The organism is Hahella sp. NS-SX17, from assembly GCF_057367735.1.
On sequence record NZ_CM170632.1, the window covers coordinates 5,339,372 to 5,357,692 of the forward strand.

16 protein-coding genes are annotated in these 18,321 nt (G+C 55.4%); 12 read left to right on the forward strand and 4 right to left on the reverse strand.

What is annotated here, in order from left to right:
- Positions 1-44 precede the first annotated feature (44 nt).
- The 5 genes from AC2IBB_RS23775 (at position 45) to arsJ (ending at position 4,289) form a co-directional block, all read left to right on the forward strand.
- The gene (locus tag AC2IBB_RS23775) at positions 45-926 is read left to right on the forward strand and encodes a DMT family transporter (protein ID WP_486329195.1); all 882 of its coding nucleotides are present in this window, start codon (positions 45-47) and stop codon (positions 924-926) included.
- A 179-nt stretch (positions 927-1,105) separates the two neighbouring features.
- Complete coding sequence (locus AC2IBB_RS23780; protein ID WP_486329196.1) at positions 1,106-1,453, forward strand: metalloregulator ArsR/SmtB family transcription factor; 348 nt, start codon at positions 1,106-1,108, stop codon at positions 1,451-1,453.
- 56 nt (positions 1,454-1,509) lie between these two features.
- On the forward strand, positions 1,510-1,980 hold the full coding sequence (locus tag AC2IBB_RS23785; RefSeq protein ID WP_486329197.1) for an ArsI/CadI family heavy metal resistance metalloenzyme: 471 nt from the start codon (positions 1,510-1,512) through the stop codon (positions 1,978-1,980).
- Between the two features lie 52 nt (positions 1,981-2,032).
- On the forward strand, positions 2,033-3,034 hold the full coding sequence (locus AC2IBB_RS23790) for an ArsJ-associated glyceraldehyde-3-phosphate dehydrogenase (RefSeq protein ID WP_486329198.1): 1,002 nt from the start codon (positions 2,033-2,035) through the stop codon (positions 3,032-3,034).
- Positions 3,035-3,059: 25 nt separating this feature from the next.
- Positions 3,060-4,289: an organoarsenical effux MFS transporter ArsJ gene (arsJ, locus tag AC2IBB_RS23795; protein WP_486329199.1), complete on the forward strand. Its 1,230-nt coding sequence runs from the start codon at positions 3,060-3,062 to the stop codon at positions 4,287-4,289.
- Between the two features lie 20 nt (positions 4,290-4,309).
- On the opposite strand, the gene AC2IBB_RS23800 is transcribed toward arsJ, so the two are convergent.
- Genes AC2IBB_RS23800 through AC2IBB_RS23810 form a run of 3 tightly spaced genes read right to left on the reverse strand, consistent with a single transcriptional unit; the run spans position 4,310 to position 5,120 of the window.
- On the reverse strand, positions 4,310-4,597 hold the full coding sequence (locus tag AC2IBB_RS23800) for a hypothetical protein (RefSeq protein ID WP_486329200.1): 288 nt from the start codon (positions 4,595-4,597) through the stop codon (positions 4,310-4,312).
- A 4-nt stretch (positions 4,598-4,601) separates the two neighbouring features.
- Positions 4,602-4,727, reverse strand: coding sequence for a hypothetical protein (locus tag AC2IBB_RS23805; RefSeq protein ID WP_486329201.1), 126 nt, complete (start codon positions 4,725-4,727; stop codon positions 4,602-4,604).
- A gap of 24 nt (positions 4,728-4,751) precedes the next feature.
- Entirely contained in the window at positions 4,752-5,120 is a 369-nt protein-coding gene (locus AC2IBB_RS23810) for a DUF6713 family protein (protein WP_486329202.1), read from the reverse strand.
- A gap of 217 nt (positions 5,121-5,337) precedes the next feature.
- Here AC2IBB_RS23810 and rluA point away from each other — a divergent pair, with 217 nt between their 5' ends.
- The 5 genes from rluA to AC2IBB_RS23835 all read left to right on the forward strand — a co-directional run bounded on the left by rluA (position 5,338) and on the right by AC2IBB_RS23835 (position 13,055).
- Positions 5,338-6,000, forward strand: coding sequence for a bifunctional tRNA pseudouridine(32) synthase/23S rRNA pseudouridine(746) synthase RluA (gene rluA, locus AC2IBB_RS23815; protein WP_486329203.1), 663 nt, complete (start codon positions 5,338-5,340; stop codon positions 5,998-6,000).
- 184 nt (positions 6,001-6,184) lie between these two features.
- The gene (dauA, locus tag AC2IBB_RS23820) at positions 6,185-7,918 is read left to right on the forward strand and encodes a C4-dicarboxylic acid transporter DauA (protein WP_486329204.1); all 1,734 of its coding nucleotides are present in this window, start codon (positions 6,185-6,187) and stop codon (positions 7,916-7,918) included.
- Between the two features lie 240 nt (positions 7,919-8,158).
- A complete protein-coding gene (locus AC2IBB_RS23825; protein ID WP_486329205.1) occupies positions 8,159-9,106 on the forward strand; it encodes an ABC transporter ATP-binding protein in 948 nt (315 codons plus the stop codon).
- Positions 9,096-12,032 (forward strand): Gldg family protein, encoded by a 2,937-nt coding sequence (locus AC2IBB_RS23830; RefSeq protein WP_486329206.1) that lies wholly within the window; start codon positions 9,096-9,098, stop codon positions 12,030-12,032. Before AC2IBB_RS23825 ends, AC2IBB_RS23830 begins: the two co-directional genes overlap by 11 nt.
- A 3-nt stretch (positions 12,033-12,035) precedes the next feature.
- Positions 12,036-13,055 carry a DUF4340 domain-containing protein gene (locus tag AC2IBB_RS23835; protein ID WP_486329207.1) on the forward strand — a complete coding sequence of 340 codons (1,020 nt, stop codon included), beginning with the start codon at positions 12,036-12,038 and terminating at the stop codon, positions 13,053-13,055.
- 87 nt (positions 13,056-13,142) lie between these two features.
- Here AC2IBB_RS23835 and AC2IBB_RS23840 read toward each other — a convergent pair whose 3' ends face one another.
- Positions 13,143-14,069 carry a choice-of-anchor A family protein gene (locus AC2IBB_RS23840; protein ID WP_486329208.1) on the reverse strand — a complete coding sequence of 309 codons (927 nt, stop codon included), beginning with the start codon at positions 14,067-14,069 and terminating at the stop codon, positions 13,143-13,145.
- Between the two features lie 366 nt (positions 14,070-14,435).
- Here AC2IBB_RS23840 and AC2IBB_RS23845 point away from each other — a divergent pair, with 366 nt between their 5' ends.
- Both AC2IBB_RS23845 and AC2IBB_RS23850 read left to right on the forward strand, forming a co-directional pair.
- Positions 14,436-17,138 (forward strand): CHASE domain-containing protein, encoded by a 2,703-nt coding sequence (locus AC2IBB_RS23845; RefSeq protein WP_486329209.1) that lies wholly within the window; start codon positions 14,436-14,438, stop codon positions 17,136-17,138.
- Positions 17,139-17,242: 104 nt separating this feature from the next.
- Positions 17,243-18,118: a hypothetical protein gene (locus AC2IBB_RS23850; protein WP_486329210.1), complete on the forward strand. Its 876-nt coding sequence runs from the start codon at positions 17,243-17,245 to the stop codon at positions 18,116-18,118.
- Positions 18,119-18,321: the final 203 nt, after the last annotated feature.

Sequence of the window (18,321 nt, forward strand, 5' to 3'; positions counted from 1 at the left end):
AAGGCATGTTGTCAGCTTTAGCCGTAGTTGCATGAGTGTCGTCAATGGAAAAGAAAGACTTGATCAACCTGCTCGCCCTTGCAGGATTATGGGGCGCCTCCTTCCTGTTCATGCGCATCGCGGCGCCGGAATTCGGTCCGGTAGCGATGGTGCAGTTGCGCATCAGCATCGCCGCGCTCTGCCTGACGCCCATTATGCTGATCAAATACCGTCATCAGGTGCGCTGGGCTCATGTCCCCCACTATATTTTTCTCGGCGTGAGTAATTCCGCCCTCCCCTTCGTTCTCCTGGGCTTCGCCACCTTGCACGTCAGCGCCGGGTTCACCTCTATTCTGAACGCCGCCGTGCCATTATGGAGCGCCATCATCGCCGCACTCTGGCTGGGGGACTGGCTTAACCGCTGGCAAACAGTCGGGCTGTTGATCGGCTTTCTTGGCGTATCCATCCTGATCGTCAGCAAAGGCGAGTTCTCGCTGACCGGCCCGACCCTGGCGATTATGGCCGCCTTGACCGCTACCCTCAGTTACGGCTTCTCGGCCAATTACACCAAGCGTTTCATGACCGGCGTACAGCCCATGGTGCTGGCCGCCGCCAGCCAGATCGCCGCCGCTCTGGCGCTGGCGCCGTTCACCTGGAGTTATATGCCGCAAGGGGATATATCTGCGGCCGCCTGGACTTCAGTGATCGTTATGGGCGTTTTCTCCACCGCTCTGGCGTATATTATTTTTTATGGTTTGCTATCCCGCATCGGCCCCACCAAGACGGTCACCGTGACCTATCTGATACCAGTATTCGCCATGTTCTGGGGTTATGTCGTCCTTGACGAGCCGGTCACTATTTACATGTTGAGCGGCTGCCTTGTGGTGTTCGCTGGCACGGCGCTGACCAACAGTTTGATCAAGCCGAAACTGGCGGCTGCGCAGTAAGGATTGAACTTGCCTCCGGGCGCTCGTTAGCAGCGCCCTGTGGCTTTATTTTTCTCTCGCTTTCTCACACCTTCCCCTCCTTTTGCGACTTTCCATACTTATCTTTCTCGTTCTTTAGCATTGACACATATGAAATTTCATATATATGATATTTCGCATATACGATACAGGAAATAATCATGTCTCCCGTCTCATTCTTTAAGTGCCTGGCGGATGAAACCCGTCTACGTCTAATGCTTCTTATACAGAGCGAAGGTGAGTTATGCGTATGTGAACTGACCCATGCCCTGCAGGAAATTCAGCCGAAGATTTCTCGACACCTGGCGCAACTGCGAAAATCCGGACTGCTCCTGGACAGTAAACGCGGCCAATGGGTTTACTATCGCCTGAATCCGACGCTCCCCTACTGGATAAAAGCCACACTCGAACATTCCGCCTCAGGCAATGAGGCGTTGATGCAGGAGGTCAAAAGCAGACTCGCCGATATGTGCGCAAGACCCGGCGCCAACTCCGCCTGCTGCGACTAACGTCAACAGGCGACCAATAACCAGACATACCCTTTACCATATATAAGGAGAGCGATATGAAACGACTGCATGTACACCTAAGCGTCAAAGACCTGCAAGCCAGCGTCCGCTTTTATTCGCGTCTGTTCGCCGTTGAGCCGACTATCCTTAAAGACGACTACGCAAAATGGAAACTGGATGATCCCCGGGTCAACTTCGCCATCTCAGATCACTCCGCCAAACAGGGATTGGACCATCTGGGCATTCAAGTAGAGAGCGCAGATGAGCTTGATCTGGTGCGACACTTAATGGAGGACGCCGGCCGCCCCATGACGGAAGAAGAAGGCGCGGCCTGCTGTTACGCCCGTTCCAACAAGCATTGGACCATTGATCCAGATGGCGTCGCCTGGGAGGCTTTTCACAGTCTGGAAGCCATTCCCACCTATGGCGAAAAGAGCGCCGCCAAGCAGGAGGCGATAGCCTCACCGGTTGAACAAAGCTGCTGCGCCAGTACGATTAAACCCGACAGCGCCCGTTCCTGCTGCTAAAGTCTGCAGGCATCGCCCACCGCTGGATAAACGACACACACAGGAGTTGGCTATGACAATAAAAATCGGCATCAACGGTTTTGGCCGCATCGGTCGCCTGGCTCTCAGAGCCGCCTGGGACTGGCCGGAGGTAGAGTTTGTTCGCATCAACGACCCGGCCGGCAATGCGGAAACCCACGCTCACCTACTGAATTTTGACTCTGTCCACGGCCGCTGGAGGCATGATGCCGTGGCGGCCAACGACGGTCTCGATATCAACGGCAAGCACATTGCTCTCAGTGCGGAGAAATCCATCCCCGGCGCAGACTGGTCCGAGTGCGACGTCGTGATTGAGGCCTCCGGCAAGATGCGCAAGAAAGAGTTATTACAGGCTTACTTCGCTCAGGGCGTCAAACGCGTCGTGGTTACCGCGCCGGTAAAAGAAGAAGGCGTCTTGAACGTGGTAATGGGCGTCAATGATCACTGTTTTATTCCGCAGGCGCATCGTATCGTCACCGCCGCGTCCTGCACCACCAATTGTCTGGCCCCCGTGGTGAAAGTCATTCATGAAAACCTGCATTTGCGCCACGGCTCCATCACCACCATTCACGATCTCACCAACACCCAGACCATTCTCGACGCCGCACACAAGGATCTGCGACGCGCGAGGGCGTGCGGTATGAGCCTGATTCCCACCACCACGGGTTCCGCCACCGCCATTACAGAGATTTTTCCTGAGCTGTCGGGTCGCCTCAATGGGCACGCCATTCGCGTTCCCCTGGCTAACGCGTCCCTCACCGATTGTGTTTTCGAAGTAGAGAAGCCCACCACAGTAGAGGAAGTGAATGCGCTGTTTAAGACGGCGGCGGAAGGAGAGTTGAAAGGCATCCTCGGGTACGAAGAACGCCCGCTGGTATCCATCGATTACCGTACCGATCCCCGCTCCAGCATTATCGACGCTCTGTCCACCATGGTAGTAAACGAAACGCAGGTCAAAGTCTACGCCTGGTACGACAATGAGTGGGCTTACGCCAATCGCACCGTGGAATTGGCGCGCATGGTCGGCGCTGTATAACAAGGCGCAGAGAGCAGGAGTCGTTATGTCTATCGTCGCCAGCCTGTCGCCACAGGTGCGTCAGTATCTGTTGATCACCGGCAATTACTGGGCGTTCACTCTGACTGACGGCGCGTTGCGGATGCTGGTGGTGCTGCACTTTCATCAGCTCGGTTATTCGCCGCTGGAGATCGCGCTGCTGTTTCTCTTTTATGAGTTCTTCGGCGTCGTCACCAACCTTTTCGGAGGCTGGCTCGGCGCCCGTATCGGTCTCAACCGCACCATGAATCTGGGGCTGGCGCTACAGATCATAGCGCTGGCCATGCTGACGGTTCCTTCTTCCTGGCTAAGCATTCCCTGGGTAATGAGCGCTCAGGCGCTGTCCGGCGTCGCCAAAGACCTCAACAAGATGAGCGCGAAGAGCGCGATCAAACTGCTGGTCCCCGCTGGCGCCGAGGGTAAACTCTATAAATGGGTGGCGCTGCTGACCGGGTCCAAAAATGCGCTGAAAGGCGTTGGCTTTTTCCTCGGTGGGGCCCTGCTGGCCTTGTTTGGGTTTCAAGGCTCCGTCGCCGGTATGGCGCTGGCCATCCTGTTAATCTGGATCGCCAGTCTGTATTGCCTGAAGCAGGACATGGGCAAAGCGAAAAACAAACCCAAATTCCGGGATATTTTTTCTAAAAGCCGAGCCGTGAATATTCTGTCCGCTGCGCGCTTGTTTCTGTTCGCTTCTCGGGACGTCTGGTTTGTAGTCGCCCTGCCTGTTTTCCTCAGCGAGCAACTGGGGTGGGATTTTTGGGGAGTCGGCGGCTTCCTCGCCGCCTGGATTATCGGCTATGGCGTCATTCAATCCATCGCCCCCAGGCTGACCGCAAGCAAAACGCCAGACGGCGTCAGCGCAGTCGTCTGGGCTGCTGCGCTGGCGGTAACGCCTGCAGTGATCGCTGCGGGCCTGTATTTTCAGCTTCCGCCCGGCCCGACTGTCGTCACCGGCCTGCTGGCGTTCGGCGCCGCCTTCGCCGTCAACTCCTCCCTGCACAGCTACTTGATCGTCAGCTACGCCAAAGAAGACGGCGTCTCCCTCGACGTCGGCTTTTACTACATGGCCAACGCTCTGGGACGGCTGTGCGGAACCCTCCTGTCAGGCTGGCTGTTCCAGACCGCCGGACTGGCCGCCTGCCTATGGACCTCCGCCGGGTTTATCGCGGCGACAGTGGCTATATCATTGTGGTTGCCAAGGCATGCCGACGAAAGCCGTATGAAGCAAACGACTTAGGTTCAGGCGTATCGGAGTGATCAGTCCATACCCAGCCAGAATCTGAAAACATCCAGGCTGATTCTTTCTCTTTCTGTCAGTTCAGTCGCCGCCAATTCGTTCACGACCATCACAACGCGTTCTATGCCGCAGAGCAAGACCAGGTATAGCGGTAGCTCTTGCACACAGATGTAGTAGGTCGCCAAGCAGTCTTTTATCACCCGTCGCAGATCTAAATGCAACCGGGGGTATAGCTTATACAGCAGCCTGCCAGCCAGTTCTTGCCGATTTTTGTAATTGCTGTCGTCGGATAGAAACAGGCTGTACAAACCATTAAAATAACTCGGAAGGATCGCATGGCGTCAGCTGCGACCGCAGTTCTTTTATTAGTAGGCGATTGGTGTAGCCTCTGGCGTCGGCGGATTGAATAATCAGCTGGCGGATTTCGTCTTGATTCATTGCCTGTCGCGTTCAGTTGAGTGCTTATGACGCTGACGTCTTAAAGAGTCGGGTCTGGAAAAACTGCCACATGCCGCTGACCAGACAGGCGCAGATAAGAGCGATCGAGAGCGGCAGTTTAAACTGTGCATACTCCGCCAGGAAAAAACCGGCGTGAATCAGAAAAGTCAGCACCCCCAAACCTGCACAGATATAGGAAAACACCGCCGCATTACGTTTCTTCAATACTGTCTGCCGATACCCATACAGCAAGACCGGCAAAGCCAGCATATTAAAGATAAGATACCCTTGGACCCCTCCGGGAAGTTGAAACATCTCCCACTCTTTCCAGTAAGCGGCGTCAATCTGGTGAAATATCAGCAAACTTAAGGTCGATAGATAGCTACGCTCCACTTTGCATCTCCTCGCGAGGATGGCGGCCCCGGTTTTATTCTTTTATCGGAACGTGACTTATACCACACGCCAGCTTGCCAGTGACCAGCGACGGAACAGTGTATGGCCGCCGCTTCGCCGATAACAATACTTGATTGATTTATCCCGTCAATCGCCTTATAAAGGCCGGACTCCCATCCTTGGGATGAATTGTTTCACCTTTCCGACCATTCCGCCCATGCAAGAAGATTTCGTTTACGCTCCCCCAACCGACCCCTGGTTGGAGACGCTGTATGAAGACAAGGACATTATCGTCGTCAACAAACCCAGCGGTATTCTCACCAGTCCGGGACGCGGCGCGCATCTGTACGACAGCATCTGGAGCCGGGTAAAAGAGAAACATCCCCTGTCCCATGTCGTACACCGGCTGGACCTGTCAACGTCAGGAGTATTGGTGCTGGCTTTAAGGCGCAAAGCGGAAAAAGAGCTTAAACGGCAATTCATGGCCCGCGAAGTGAGTAAAACCTACGTCGCCAAAGTGTGGGGAGTCATCAAGGAAGACCAGGGAGAAGTGGATCTGCCTTTGACTTGCGACTTGCCCAACCGTCCCAAGCAGAAGGTTTGTTTCGAGCAAGGCAAGCCGGCGGTAACCGGCTACCGCGTGCTGGCCCGGGAAGAAAACGCCACCCTGGTGGAGCTGTACCCCGTTACCGGCCGCTCGCACCAACTGCGCGTACATATGCTGTCGCTGGGGCATCCTATTCTGGGCGATCGCTTTTACGCTCATTCTGAGGCGCTGGCCGCCAGCGAGCGTCTGCTGTTGCATGCGCAGTCCCTGAGCTTTAAGCACCCCTATTCCAGTGAAAACATGACATTCGACGCTCCCGCTGACTTCATCTGACCAGCATCAAGGGTCAGCACTGGCCTCTTAAAGCTTTGCACGCACAAAATAAACCTTTAAAAACAATCACATAATAGAAACACCCTTACGCCATGCTACACTAAGGGCGCACCTGTCAGCGTCTTTCTGCAAAGTGAGGCCTGAACAGCGCTGCGATCCTTAACCTCACATCTTCGGAGTCCATATGCCACATCGCGCGCACTTGCGTTCGGTACGTCTGGCCAGCGCCTTTGTCGATAGCTGCATAAAAGAGCCCTACAACCTTCACCGCTTTCGTAAGGACCTTATCGCTGGCCTAACCGTGGGCATTATCGCCATCCCGCTGGCCATGGCCTTGGCGATCGCAAGCGGCGTACCGCCGCAACATGGACTTTATACCGCCATGATCGCCGGGTTTCTGATTGCGCTGACAGGAGGCTCCCGACTCAGTATTTCCGGTCCAACCGCCGCCTTTGTGGTGATCCTGTTCCCTGTCGCCTCTGAGTTCGGGCTGGCAGGCTTATTAATGGCGACATTGATGTCCGGATTTATCCTGATCGGGCTCGCTCTTGCGCGTCTGGGGCGTCTCATTGAATACATTCCCGAGCCCGTCACTCTGGGTTTCACCTCCGGCATCGCCATCGTCATCGCCACATTACAAATCGAGGATTTTTTCGGCCTTACTCTGACGGATATGCCAGAGACTTACATCGGCAAAGTACAGGCCCTGGCGCTCGCGTTTCCGACACTGGATTGGGGCAATGTCCTGGTGGCCGCACTGACTCTGGCGTTACTGATCCTGTGGCCGCGCCTAAAAATGCCGGTTCCCGGGCACCTGCCCGCAATTCTGCTCGGCGTCGCCGTTGCTCTGGCGTTGGCGTCGGCGGGTCACCCCGTAGACACCATTGGCTCGCGTTTTACCTACCCCTTAGCGGACGGCGGCGTAGGCCATGGCATTCCCAGCCTGTTTCCTGATTTTACCTGGCCCTGGCTGCAGCCTGGGCCTGACGGACAGCCGCTGGCATGGACATGGAGCACCTTTGAACGCCTGCTTCCTGCAGCGTTTTCCATCGCCATGCTGGGAGCGATAGAGTCCCTGCTCTGCGCTGTAGTGCTGGACGGCATGACAGGACGCCGGCATCAGGCCAACGGCGAGCTGCTCGGCCAAGGCATCGGCAATCTGGTGGTTCCTTTCTTTGGCGGCATTACCGCCACCGCCGCCATCGCACGCTCCACCGCCAATTATCGCTCCGGCGCGGAATCCCCTGTATCCGGCATGATTCACGCCGCCGTCGTGCTCGCCGGCCTGATCGCGCTGGGACCGCTGCTCGCCTACCTGCCGATGGCGTCCATGGCGGCGCTGTTATTAATGGTGGCGTGGAATATGAGCGAGGCGCATAAGGTGGTCGCCCTGATCAAGAAAGCGCCTACTGGAGATATTCTGGTATTAATGACCTGCCTCACGCTGACCGTGCTGTTCGATATGGTGTTAGCGATCTCCGCCGGTATCGTCCTGGCCGCGTTGCTGTTTATGCGCGATATATCGATGATGACCAAGGTCTCCGATATCTCCACTCATCCCAAATTGATCTCCACGCCGCTGCCGGACAATTGGGCGGTGTATAAGATTAACGGTCCCCTGTTCTTCGCCGCCGCCGACCGGGTGTTCTCCGAGCTGGACATGCTGACGGCGACAAAACAGGGTCTGATTCTATATATGGACGCCGTTTCCCTGCTGGACGCCGGCGGTCTTTCTGCATTCAACAAGTTTTCCCGGCTTTGCCAGCAACGGGGACAAACATTGATTCTGGCGGACCTGCAGTTTCAACCTTTGCGCACCCTGGCCAAAGCCAACGTGAAACCCGTCGAGGGCAGTCTGGGCTTCGCCCCTACTCTCGGTGACGCCTTGCAGTTAGTGATTAATACCCCCTCCACCTGACTCTTATCTCATACGCGCCGGCACTTACCAGCGCTCGCCCTATATGCGACAAGTGGTTAAATTTCATTAATTTTTCTCGATGGGACCATTTTTTTCTTATATTAAAGCCCCAAATTTTAGCGCCCGGGTGTCGGCTCTAGTGGCGTTTCACGTCGAGCCCCCCGGAACCATCTCGGCGCAACGCCGAGCATAATCTATAAGCATTATTCGTTGTAAATGTCAGAAGGGAGACATGATTCCATGATCAATGTCCAGAACCTCAGTCGTCATTACGGCGATTTCACCGCCGTCAATAACGTGAGTTTCAATATCGAAAGCGGCCGTATCGTTGGTCTTCTTGGCCATAACGGCGCCGGTAAAACCACTATCATGAAAATGCTGATGGGCTATCTTGAGCCTTCCTCAGGCGATATCCGCATCGACGGCAAGGACATGCGCGAGCACTCACTCGCCCTGCGCGCCGACATGGGTTATCTGCCGGAGAACCCGCCCACTTACCCGGAAATGACTGTGGTGGATTACCTGGACTACGCCGCTCAGCTAAGAGGAACGCCCGCGGACAAGCGTCGTCAGGCGGTGATCGAGGCCGTCGCTCGCACCGATTTGCGGGATAAGGCGCTCAACCCCATCAGCACCTTATCCAGAGGATATCGGCAACGAGTGGGCGTCGCTCAAGCCATTATCAACCGCCCCAAAATCCTGATTCTCGATGAACCCACCAACGGCCTTGACCCTTCCCAGATACAACACATGCGCGACCTCATCACGTCCTTGCGCAGCCACTCCACGGTGATCCTGTCCACTCACATCATGCAGGAGGTGAGCGCCATGTGTGATCGCGTGCTGATGATCCGTCATGGTGAGCTGGCGCTGGATTCCTCACTGGCGGACCTGCAGAAATCACAACGACTTCTGTTGCGCAGCAGTTCCGGACAGGCGCAAATAAAAAGCGCGCTGGCGGATCTGGGCGCGGTGCAGGACATTCAACCGATCGCCACTGACGGCGACACGTCCACTTACGCCCTGAACACGTCGCTGCCGCATGTGGACGAAAGCTTCGTGTCCGACGTCGCACGCAAACTCATCAAAGCCAATGTGCCCATCCTGGCGCTGCACCCGGAAGTGCGCGACCTGGAGACGGTCTTCAAAGAAGTGAATCAGGTTGCGGAGGTTCCCTATGCTGCCTGATAAAAACGTACTGCGAATGGCCGGCAAAGAAGTCTCTCAGTTCTTCTCTTCGCCAGTGGCGTTTGTATTCCTGGCCGCATTCCTGGCGGTTAATCTGTTTATTTTCTTCTGGGTGGAAGCCTTCTTCGCCCGCAACATCGCCGACGTGCGTCCCCTGTTTGAGTGGATGCCCCTGCTGCTGATCTTCTTGGTGGCGGCGCTGACCATGCGCATGTGGAGTGATGAAAAACGCATGGGCACTATTGAGTTTTTGATGACGCTGCCGGTGACGCCATTGCAATTGGTGCTGGGCAAGTTCATCGCCTGTTTCATCCTATTGCTCATCGCCATGGCGCTAACCTTGCCGATTCCGTTGACCGTGTCTTATCTCGGACACTTGGACTGGGGGCCGGTTATCGGCGCCTATGTGGCCACGCTTTGTCTCGGCGCGGCCTACCTCGCTATTGGCCTGTATGTCAGCGCCAAAAATGAGTCTCAGATCGTCAGTCTGATCGTCACCGTGCTGGTTTGCTCACTGCTATATCTGCTGGGCTCAGACACCCTCGTGGATCTGTTCGGCTACACCACAGGGGAAGTCCTCAAACAACTGGGTACCGGCTCCCGTTTTGAATCCATCACCCGCGGCGTCATCGATATTCGCGATCTGTATTACTACCTCAGCCTGGTCGGCGTGTTCCTGGCGCTGAACGTGCTGGCGCTGGAGAAGCAACGCTGGTCCAGCAGCCATGGCGCGCGTTCCAACCATCGCGCCTGGTACGCCGTCTCCGGCCTGTTGATCGCCAACCTGTTCGCCGCCAATCTGTGGCTGAGCGAAGTCAAAACACTGCGCGCGGATCTCACCGACGGCAGTTTGTACTCCATTAACGACGCCACCCGGGACTACCTGAATCAATTACAGGAACCGTTGTTGATTCGCGGCTACTTCTCCGCCAAAACCCATCCTCTGCTGGCGCCTCTGGTTCCCCAGCTAAGGGACCTGATCAAAGAATATGAAGTGGCCGGCGGCGCCAAAGTCCGAGTGGAATTCGTCGATCCGCAAAGCAACCCCGAACTGGAGGACGAAGCCAACAACAAATACAGTATCCGCCCGACGCCTTTCCAGGTGTCGGATAAGTATCAGGCGTCACTGGTGAATTCCTACTTCAATGTCCTGGTCAGCTACGGCGACCAGTTCGAAGTACTGGGCTTCCGCGATCTGATCGAAGTGAAGGATCGCAATGAGTCGGATCTGGACGTACGTCTGCGTAATCCTGAATACGATATCACCAAAGCCATTAAAAAAGTGCTGTACGCCTACCAGAGCCAGGGTGACCTTTTCGCCACCATTAACACCCCGGTAAAACTAAATGCTTACGTCTCCTCCGCGCAGCAGTTGCCGCAAGAACTGCAATCCTTGGCGCAGGACCTGAATGACGTACTGGCGGAAGTCAAACAGGAGTCCAACGGCAAATTCAGCTATGAAATGCAGGACCCGAACGCGGGCGACGGCTCCCTGGCGCAGCAGATTCAGCAGGATTTCGGCATGCAACCCATGGCCACAAGCCTGTTGTCCGATGAACGTTTCTACTTCTACCTGCTGATGAACGACAGCAAACAATATGTGCAAGTCGCCCTCCCCGACTCCCTCGACAAGGAAGGGCTCAAGCGCAATATCGAAAGCGGGCTGAAACGCTTCTCTTCCGGCTTCACCAAAACCCTCGCGTTAGTGGTTCCAGAAGACGACGCCAACCCCTACATGCAACAGTTCGGTCAACAAAGTTCTCCCAGCTTCAAAACGCTGCGCGACAAGCTGATGGAAACGATGACGGTTAAAACTGTCGACCTGAAAGACGGTCTGGTCCCGGAAGACGCCGATATTCTTATGCTGGCGGCGCCGGAGTCTCTGTCCGACAAACAACTGTTCGCCGTTGACCAGTTCCTGATGAAAGGCGGCACAGTCCTGTTGTCCACCTCACCTTATCAAACCCGCATGACCTCCAGCTCCCTCACGGCGGGCAAACATACCTCCGGGCTGGAGACATGGCTGCAGAATTACGGGATCAACCTCGCTCAGTCCATGGTGCTGGACCCGCAGAACGCCAGCTTCCCCATTCCGGTCACACGTAATGTGGGCGGCATGTCTTTCCGGGAAGTCCGACTGCTGGATTACCCCTATTTCGCCGACATTCGCGACACCGGCATGAACCAGGATTCCGCAATCACCGCCGGGTTGCCTAACGTCACCATGAGCTGGGCTTCTCCCATAGAGCTGGACAAGGAAAAAACCCAGGCGCTACAGGTCACCGAGCTGCTGCACTCTTCACCGCAATCCTGGGTCTCCGACAAGCTGGACGTCACGCCTCGCGTTTCCGCCGACGGCGGCATCAGCCCCTGGACCAGCGAAGGAGAACCGGAGCCCTATCTGGTGGGCGTCGCTTTGGAAGGGCGTTTCGAGTCCTCGTTCAAAGACAAGGAGTCCCCTCTGTTGAGCAAAGCCAAGGACGTCAATGAAACGGACCAGGCATCCACTGAAAGCGATCAGACGGGACAGCAAGATGACAAAACAGAGAAAACCCATTTCGGCGGCGTGATTGATAAATCGCCGGAATCCGCGCGCATCATTCTGTTCTCCTCCAACGAGTTCCTGAATGATCAGACCATCAGCCTGATCAGCTCCACCGAACGGGCGCCTTATCTCAACTCCATACAAATGGTGCAAAACGCCGTGGACTGGTCACTGGAGGATCGCAGCCTGCTGCAAATCCGCTCACGCAGCCATTTCGCCAACACGCTCTATCCCATGAGCGCAGAGCGTCAGCAGTTCTGGGAGTATCTGAACTATGGACTGGCGATCGCCGGGCTGGCGCTGTTGTATGTATTGTTCCGCTTATGGTTCAACCGTCGGCAAAGTTACTACGCCGATATGCTGGAATTAGGGAGGGCTTGATCAATGAACGCCAAGTGGACCCAATTACTCTCCGTCGCGCTGGTAGCGCAGGCGGCGCTGATCGTCGCCCTGCATTGGCCTGGCTCGCAGCCGGCGTACACCCACACCGATCAGGCGCTGCTCGACCTGGAGTCCAGGCAGCCTGACGCCATTCGTATCTACGGCGAAGAAACGGCGAAAGTCGACCTGAAGAAACAACAGGACGGCTGGGTAGTGGCCAGCTACTACAACCTGCCCGTCATTGACGGCAAAGTGGACGCCATGCTGACCAAGCTGAAAGAGCTTAAGGCTGGCTGGCCGGTGGCCACCTCTACCTCCGGAGCCAAGCGCTTTGAAGTCGCCGCGGATACGTTTCAGCGCAAACTGGAGCTGATCCAGGGCGACGACACGCTGGCCACGCTTTATCTCGGAACATCCCCCGGGTATCGCAAAGTACACGCGCGCCTGAATGAACAGGACGCCGTGTTCGCGGTCAATTACGCCACCCATGAGCTTCCGATGACAGGTAAAGACTGGGTGGACAATAAGTTGACCGCCGTTCCTGAGGAAAGCATCAGCCAGGTCAAAATCAAAGATATCGTTCTGAATAAGAACGGCGATAAATGGGACCTGGAAGGCTTGCAAGAAGGCGAAATCACAAATGAAGAAGCCGCCCATAATATACTGGCGTCCCTGGCGGACATGCGCTTCGAAGACGTATTGGGCGCGGAAGTGAAGCCGGAATATAACCTGAGCGAACCCAAGCTGCGCTTTACCTTACAGCTAAAAGAGAAAAACGCCCAAGGCGAACAATCTCTTGAGCTGACCTTCAGCAAACCCGAAGAAGGAGACTATTACATTCTCACCCGCTCTGACCGTCCTCAGGTGTTCAAGATCAACGCAAACCATGTCGACTCCCTTCTGGACCTGGAGCGCGCCCGCTTCGTTAGCGCCGCGCCTGTGACTGAGCCAGAACAAAGCGAAGTCAACCTGGGGCGAAAAGGCGACGACGCCGAGGCGGAGGAAGCGCCCGTCTCTTCCTGATCAGCCAAGGCCACCCACAAAAAAGGCCCCGGATTCGGGGCCTTCTCTCATCGTTTTGTATTCACAGCCACTGACTGTTTTCGATCGTTACGCCTGCTGCTTACGACGCAATGCGCCCGCCCCTACTATCGCCAGCGCGGACAGCATCATGCCAAACGCAGCCGGTTCCGGCAGCTCCACATTATGTTCGTAAGGACGCCAGTTCAGCTGGTTGGCGCCTTGCCAGGAATGAGCGATGACCTGACCATTAACATGGCCGCCGTCGGCGAAAATGTCCGCGCCCGGCGCCAGAATAGTACCGTAGAAGCCAGCGGACAGATTGATCTGCGTCGCTTCATAGAAATTGAAGATCACGCTGGTCTCATTGCCCGCCCAGGCCCAATCGCTGGCTTTGATCTTGTAGTCGGCGGGATCGATGTCGATCACGTCGCCCGCCACGTTGATGATCAACTCCTGATGCTGGCCGATGTCTTTGGCGAAGAAGCCCCAGACCGATTCGAAATCCTTCTCGCTGATATTGAAGATCTGCTGACCGCCGGTGTTGTCGCCATGGAACGTCAACGCGCCCCACTGTTCGGTGACGCCCAGGGAGTCCGCCAGAGACAATTCTTTCGAAAGCTGCGTCAGCTTGGCGAATTCCGCATCGAAATTGATGGGCAACACTGCATGGTCCTTCACAGTTCCAAAAATGCCTGCGCTGGCGGTGGTGAACTGGCCGCCAACCAGCGCGTCGCCGTGGATATCGCCGCCGACATGGCTATAGTCGCCGCCGACTACAATCGCCAGACCATCATTCTCGCGGAACGCGTTCAGCGTATAACCGGTCAAATTGGCGTCGCCGCCTACCGCCAGCGCGCCTTCGCTGTCATTGGGAGAAGAAGTGAAGTCGCCGTGAAAGAAACCGTTGTAGTTCGCCGCCGCGCCAAGGCTCACCGGCGTAGCGTAAGTGTTAGCGGAGATAGCCGCACTGAAACCGACAAGTGTGATTGCGTAAAACTGTTTTACTGAGATCATTGACCACCCTGACACGTCAAAAAGAAATCCATATGAAAAAAGAGGGGAAAGCGCCTGCGGCTAAATGTTTGACACTTCTAAAAGAAACTACCTGTCACCCTTTGCTAAGGCATGCGCATCATACAGAAGTCAACCTCTCAAACCCACGACATAGCGGTTCCCAAGGGTAAACAAATGTAAAAAACTGTAAGTGATTTCAAGGCATTATTAGCATGCCAATATCATTGCCATGCGAATAATCAGACGCAGGGAAGCGCCTGATTAATAAATCCCCAAGGTTATATCCAGCCGCTATCTCACATACTTGTGTCTATAATCAAAATGGCGCTGATCATTTTTTAGCCCAACAGGAGGTTGCCCGCGTTCATGGCGAATCATCAGTGGCCAACGAAACTCAGTGCTCTGGCTCCGGCATGCGTCCTGGCCATTGCCTACTTCCTGACCGCCCGCGCAGGTCTGCTATTGTCTTTGCCCGGCAGCAACGCCAGCCCGGTATGGATTCCCGCCGGCATCGCACTGGCGGGAATGATTCATTATGGCCGCGGCGTCTGGCCCGCCATCTGGTTCGCAAGTTTCGCAGTGCAGTTGTTCTCCCAGCAGGCCGATTCTTTCAGCAAAGCAATGCTGGCGCTCGCCATTTCAATTGGCGCTCCCCTGGAGGCGCTTGCCGGCGCCACCCTGATTCGCGCACGCAAGGACTTCAGTCCCTATCTGGAAAAAAAAGGGGATGTTGCGCGCTTACTGATACTCGGCGGACCAGTCGCCTGCGTCATCAGCGCCACCATCAGTATTGGCCTGATGACCAGCCTGGGCGTCATCCATGTTCAAGACGCTGGCGCTCACTGGCTGGCGTGGTGGTTCGGCGACACCTTCGGCGTGCTGATTTTCGCCCCGATTCTGTTGCTATGGCTGCTAAAAGAAAACAGCCCGCTCAAACGGCGGCTGCTGGTGACATTGCCAGGGCTGACGGCTTTCATGCTTGCCGTCATCACCCACTACTATCTGGTGCAGGCCGATCAGAAACAGGTTAAAGAGGATGTGCGCCAGCAGGGCGTACAGCTTCGCTGGTCCATATTCAATCAAGTGCAGGGCGTCAACAATGCCGTCAGCGCTCTCGCCCTGCTGTTTGAAGGCCCAAAAGTCGTTGCGCCACAGGACTTCGAGCGCTATGCGTCACAGTTTCGCAACTTTCATCGCGATATCAGCGGACTCGGCTGGGCGCCCTACATCGACAACGCCAGCCGTTCCAACTTCGAACACTGGGCGTCACTGCTTTTGGAAAAGGATTTTCAAATACTCGAAACTCTGGGACAGCAGCAGATTCCCGCCGCGGAGCGGAGTTATTACGCGCCCGTACTCTATGTTACGCCCAATAATGAAATCACCCGCGCCGCACAAGGGTTCGACTTGCATTCCAACGCAATACGCCGCAGCGCCATTTTGAGCTCCATGCGCAGTGGCGAACTCACACTGACAGCGCCTATCACCCTGGTAGGAAATTATGGCAAGGGCGCGATCTGTATCGCGCCGGTATATTCCGGCCCTCCGCAAACCCCCAAGTCGGACGAAGCGCGACGAATAATGGGATTCGTAGTCGGTTCAGTGCAAGTCGGCAACCTCATTGACCGCTTGTCCCAGGACATCAATCTTGAGCTGTTTCATATCGAAATTTTCGATGTGACTGAGCCAGAGCAACCGGAGGCGCTGTTCATCTCCCGGCAAACCGAAGCGGACAACCCTCTTGAAGACACATTCACCCAAACCATGCAGATGGAGATCGCAGGACGCATCTGGCGAGTATCCATCACGCCCACACGGTTGTTCGTGAAACAGGATTCTTCCATCACGCCCTGGATAGCGCTCATTCTCGCTGTCCTGTTCGGCAGCCTGCTTACCGCCGTCCTGCTGTTGGAGACAGCGCATACCGTCAAAATCGAAAAGGCGGTCATTGATCAATCAGAGCGACTGGAAAAAGCGGAGACTCGTTACCAGGAATTATTCACCGGCCTGAAGCAGGTCATTTTTCAAACGGACAAAGCCTATCAGTGGCGAGTACTGAATCCCGCCTGGAGCGGGCTAACCGGAGAAAGCCCTGAGGACGCCATTGGTCGCGAAATATTTCACTACTTCCATCCGGACGACTGTGAGAAGTTAAAGGAGGCGCTACAGAAAATCGCCCGGCTGGAAGAGTCCAGCCTGTTTTTGGAGCTACGCCTGAACGCGTTGCAACTGGAGCGGGCCCCCTGGGTGGAAATCCACCTGCAACGGAGCAAGGACGGGGCGGGCAAAATGGACGGATACAGCGGCTTCATCGCCGACATCAGTGAGCGCAAGCGTCTGGACATTCTGAAAAACGAGTTTATTTCCACCGTCTCCCATGAATTGCGCACCCCCTTGACCGCCATCAACGGCTCCCTGGCGCTGCTGGATTCCGGCCGTCTCGGCCTGCTGCCCGATCAGGCCAAACAGATGTTGCATATCGCCTACAGAAACTGCGGACGCTTGCTGCGACTGATTAACGACTTGCTGGACATCCAGAAAATAGAGTCCGGCGGTCTGGAGTTCAGCTTCGAACGACTCGACTTGCGAGAGCTCATTTCAGAAGCCCTAAGCGCAAATCAACAGCTCGCGGAAAAAGCGACTATCTCCCTCGCTTTCAACGCCCCGGCGCAGCCAGCGTTTGTAAAAGCGGACCGGGACCGGTTAAGGCAAGTGCTGGACAACCTGATCTCCAACGCCATCAAGTTCTCTCCTTCGGACGAGGCGGTAAAACTGGAGTTAAACGCTCACGCCCACTACTGGGAGGTCTCTGTGCAGGACCAGGGGCCAGGCGTTCCCCCAGAGTTCCGCAATAAAATCTTCCAAAAATTCGCTCAGGCGGATAGCTCCGACACCCGCCTGAAAGGCGGCACTGGCCTGGGGCTGAGTATTTCAAGAGAGATCGTGCAACGCCACCATGGTCAAATCGGTTACCACTCCGAACCGAACTGCGGCGCTACCTTCTACTTTCGCCTGCACGCCTTGACCAACGGAGCGGCATGGGAGGCGCAAGCGTCATCACATAGTTGAAGTTATCGCAGCATCGCTAACGAAACGACCTTTCTTTGACTTTCAAGTGCTTTAATTTTCTAATATTTCCCTTTCATCAGCCCAATATTCGAAGGACAGGCCGCATGCCGTGGACGTGGGGATTTCTGCGCGTTTCTTTTTTCGTCTGGATTGCGCTCAGCGCTGTGCTCATCGCAATGATTCTCAGCATTTTCAGCTCGCCGCTACAGGAGCTTCTGCATCCAGAGGCGGGCAAAAGCTGGATCGCCGCCATTGACCCCCGCATCGTCGCAGTGGTGCTGGGCGCCATACTGATCCAGATTCTGATTCCCGCCGCCCGCTACTACCTCACCCTGATCAATGCGCAGCAACAGGCCTTGGCGCAAATGGACGCCTTGGTGGAAATGCTGTTCGAGGACTTTGGCTTGATGCTGTCCACCCGCAGGGAAATCGACGAGGCGGTAAAAGCCATCGCCCATAAACTACAGGTCAGTCGCTGGCGACGCTGGCTTCCTCTGGGTTTGACGCGACCATCGGAAGATCTCAATCTCGACAGCAAGCGCGCGCTAATGAATGGCTATCTGCAAACGCCTTTTGACAATTATGTGCGCCACATTCGCTCGCAGTTCGAGGCCTTTCGCAATGAGTTGCCGCAGTATCAGAGCGACACAAGCAAGAAACATAAAGGACTCCCCTATCAGTTCTACCTGTCCACGTCAGAAGGGCTTATGGACTCCTGCAATCTGGAGAGCCTGCCCAAGCACCTGAAACCGGCGGCCATGCAGTTCATCGCTCATGACAAGTATTGCATCAAGTCCTGCAATGACCTGTACAGCGACCGCTACATGAAAATCTCCATAGAAACCGGCGACTACGACAGGTTTGAAAAGGCTCAGGTCGGCTTTATCGAAATGGAGTGCCGCAAGGTGCTGGAAACGGCGGTTTATCTGAAGGCGTTGATTAAACTGGCAAGGAAAAGATGGACGCTGTTTCTCGACTGAAACGCGAAATACTGAAAAGAATGGATTAAAACAGCCCTGAAATCAGGGAAAGAAGAATAACTCGGCTGGCGGAAGCAGGATGCTTCAGATTATCTTTCACGGGGCATACGCATAAATCAGCTCCAGAAAACGTCAAAACCTAAGTTCTAAGACGGAGTATATAAGCATGCCATGCCATCTTCAATGGCGCGGACTTAGAGTTA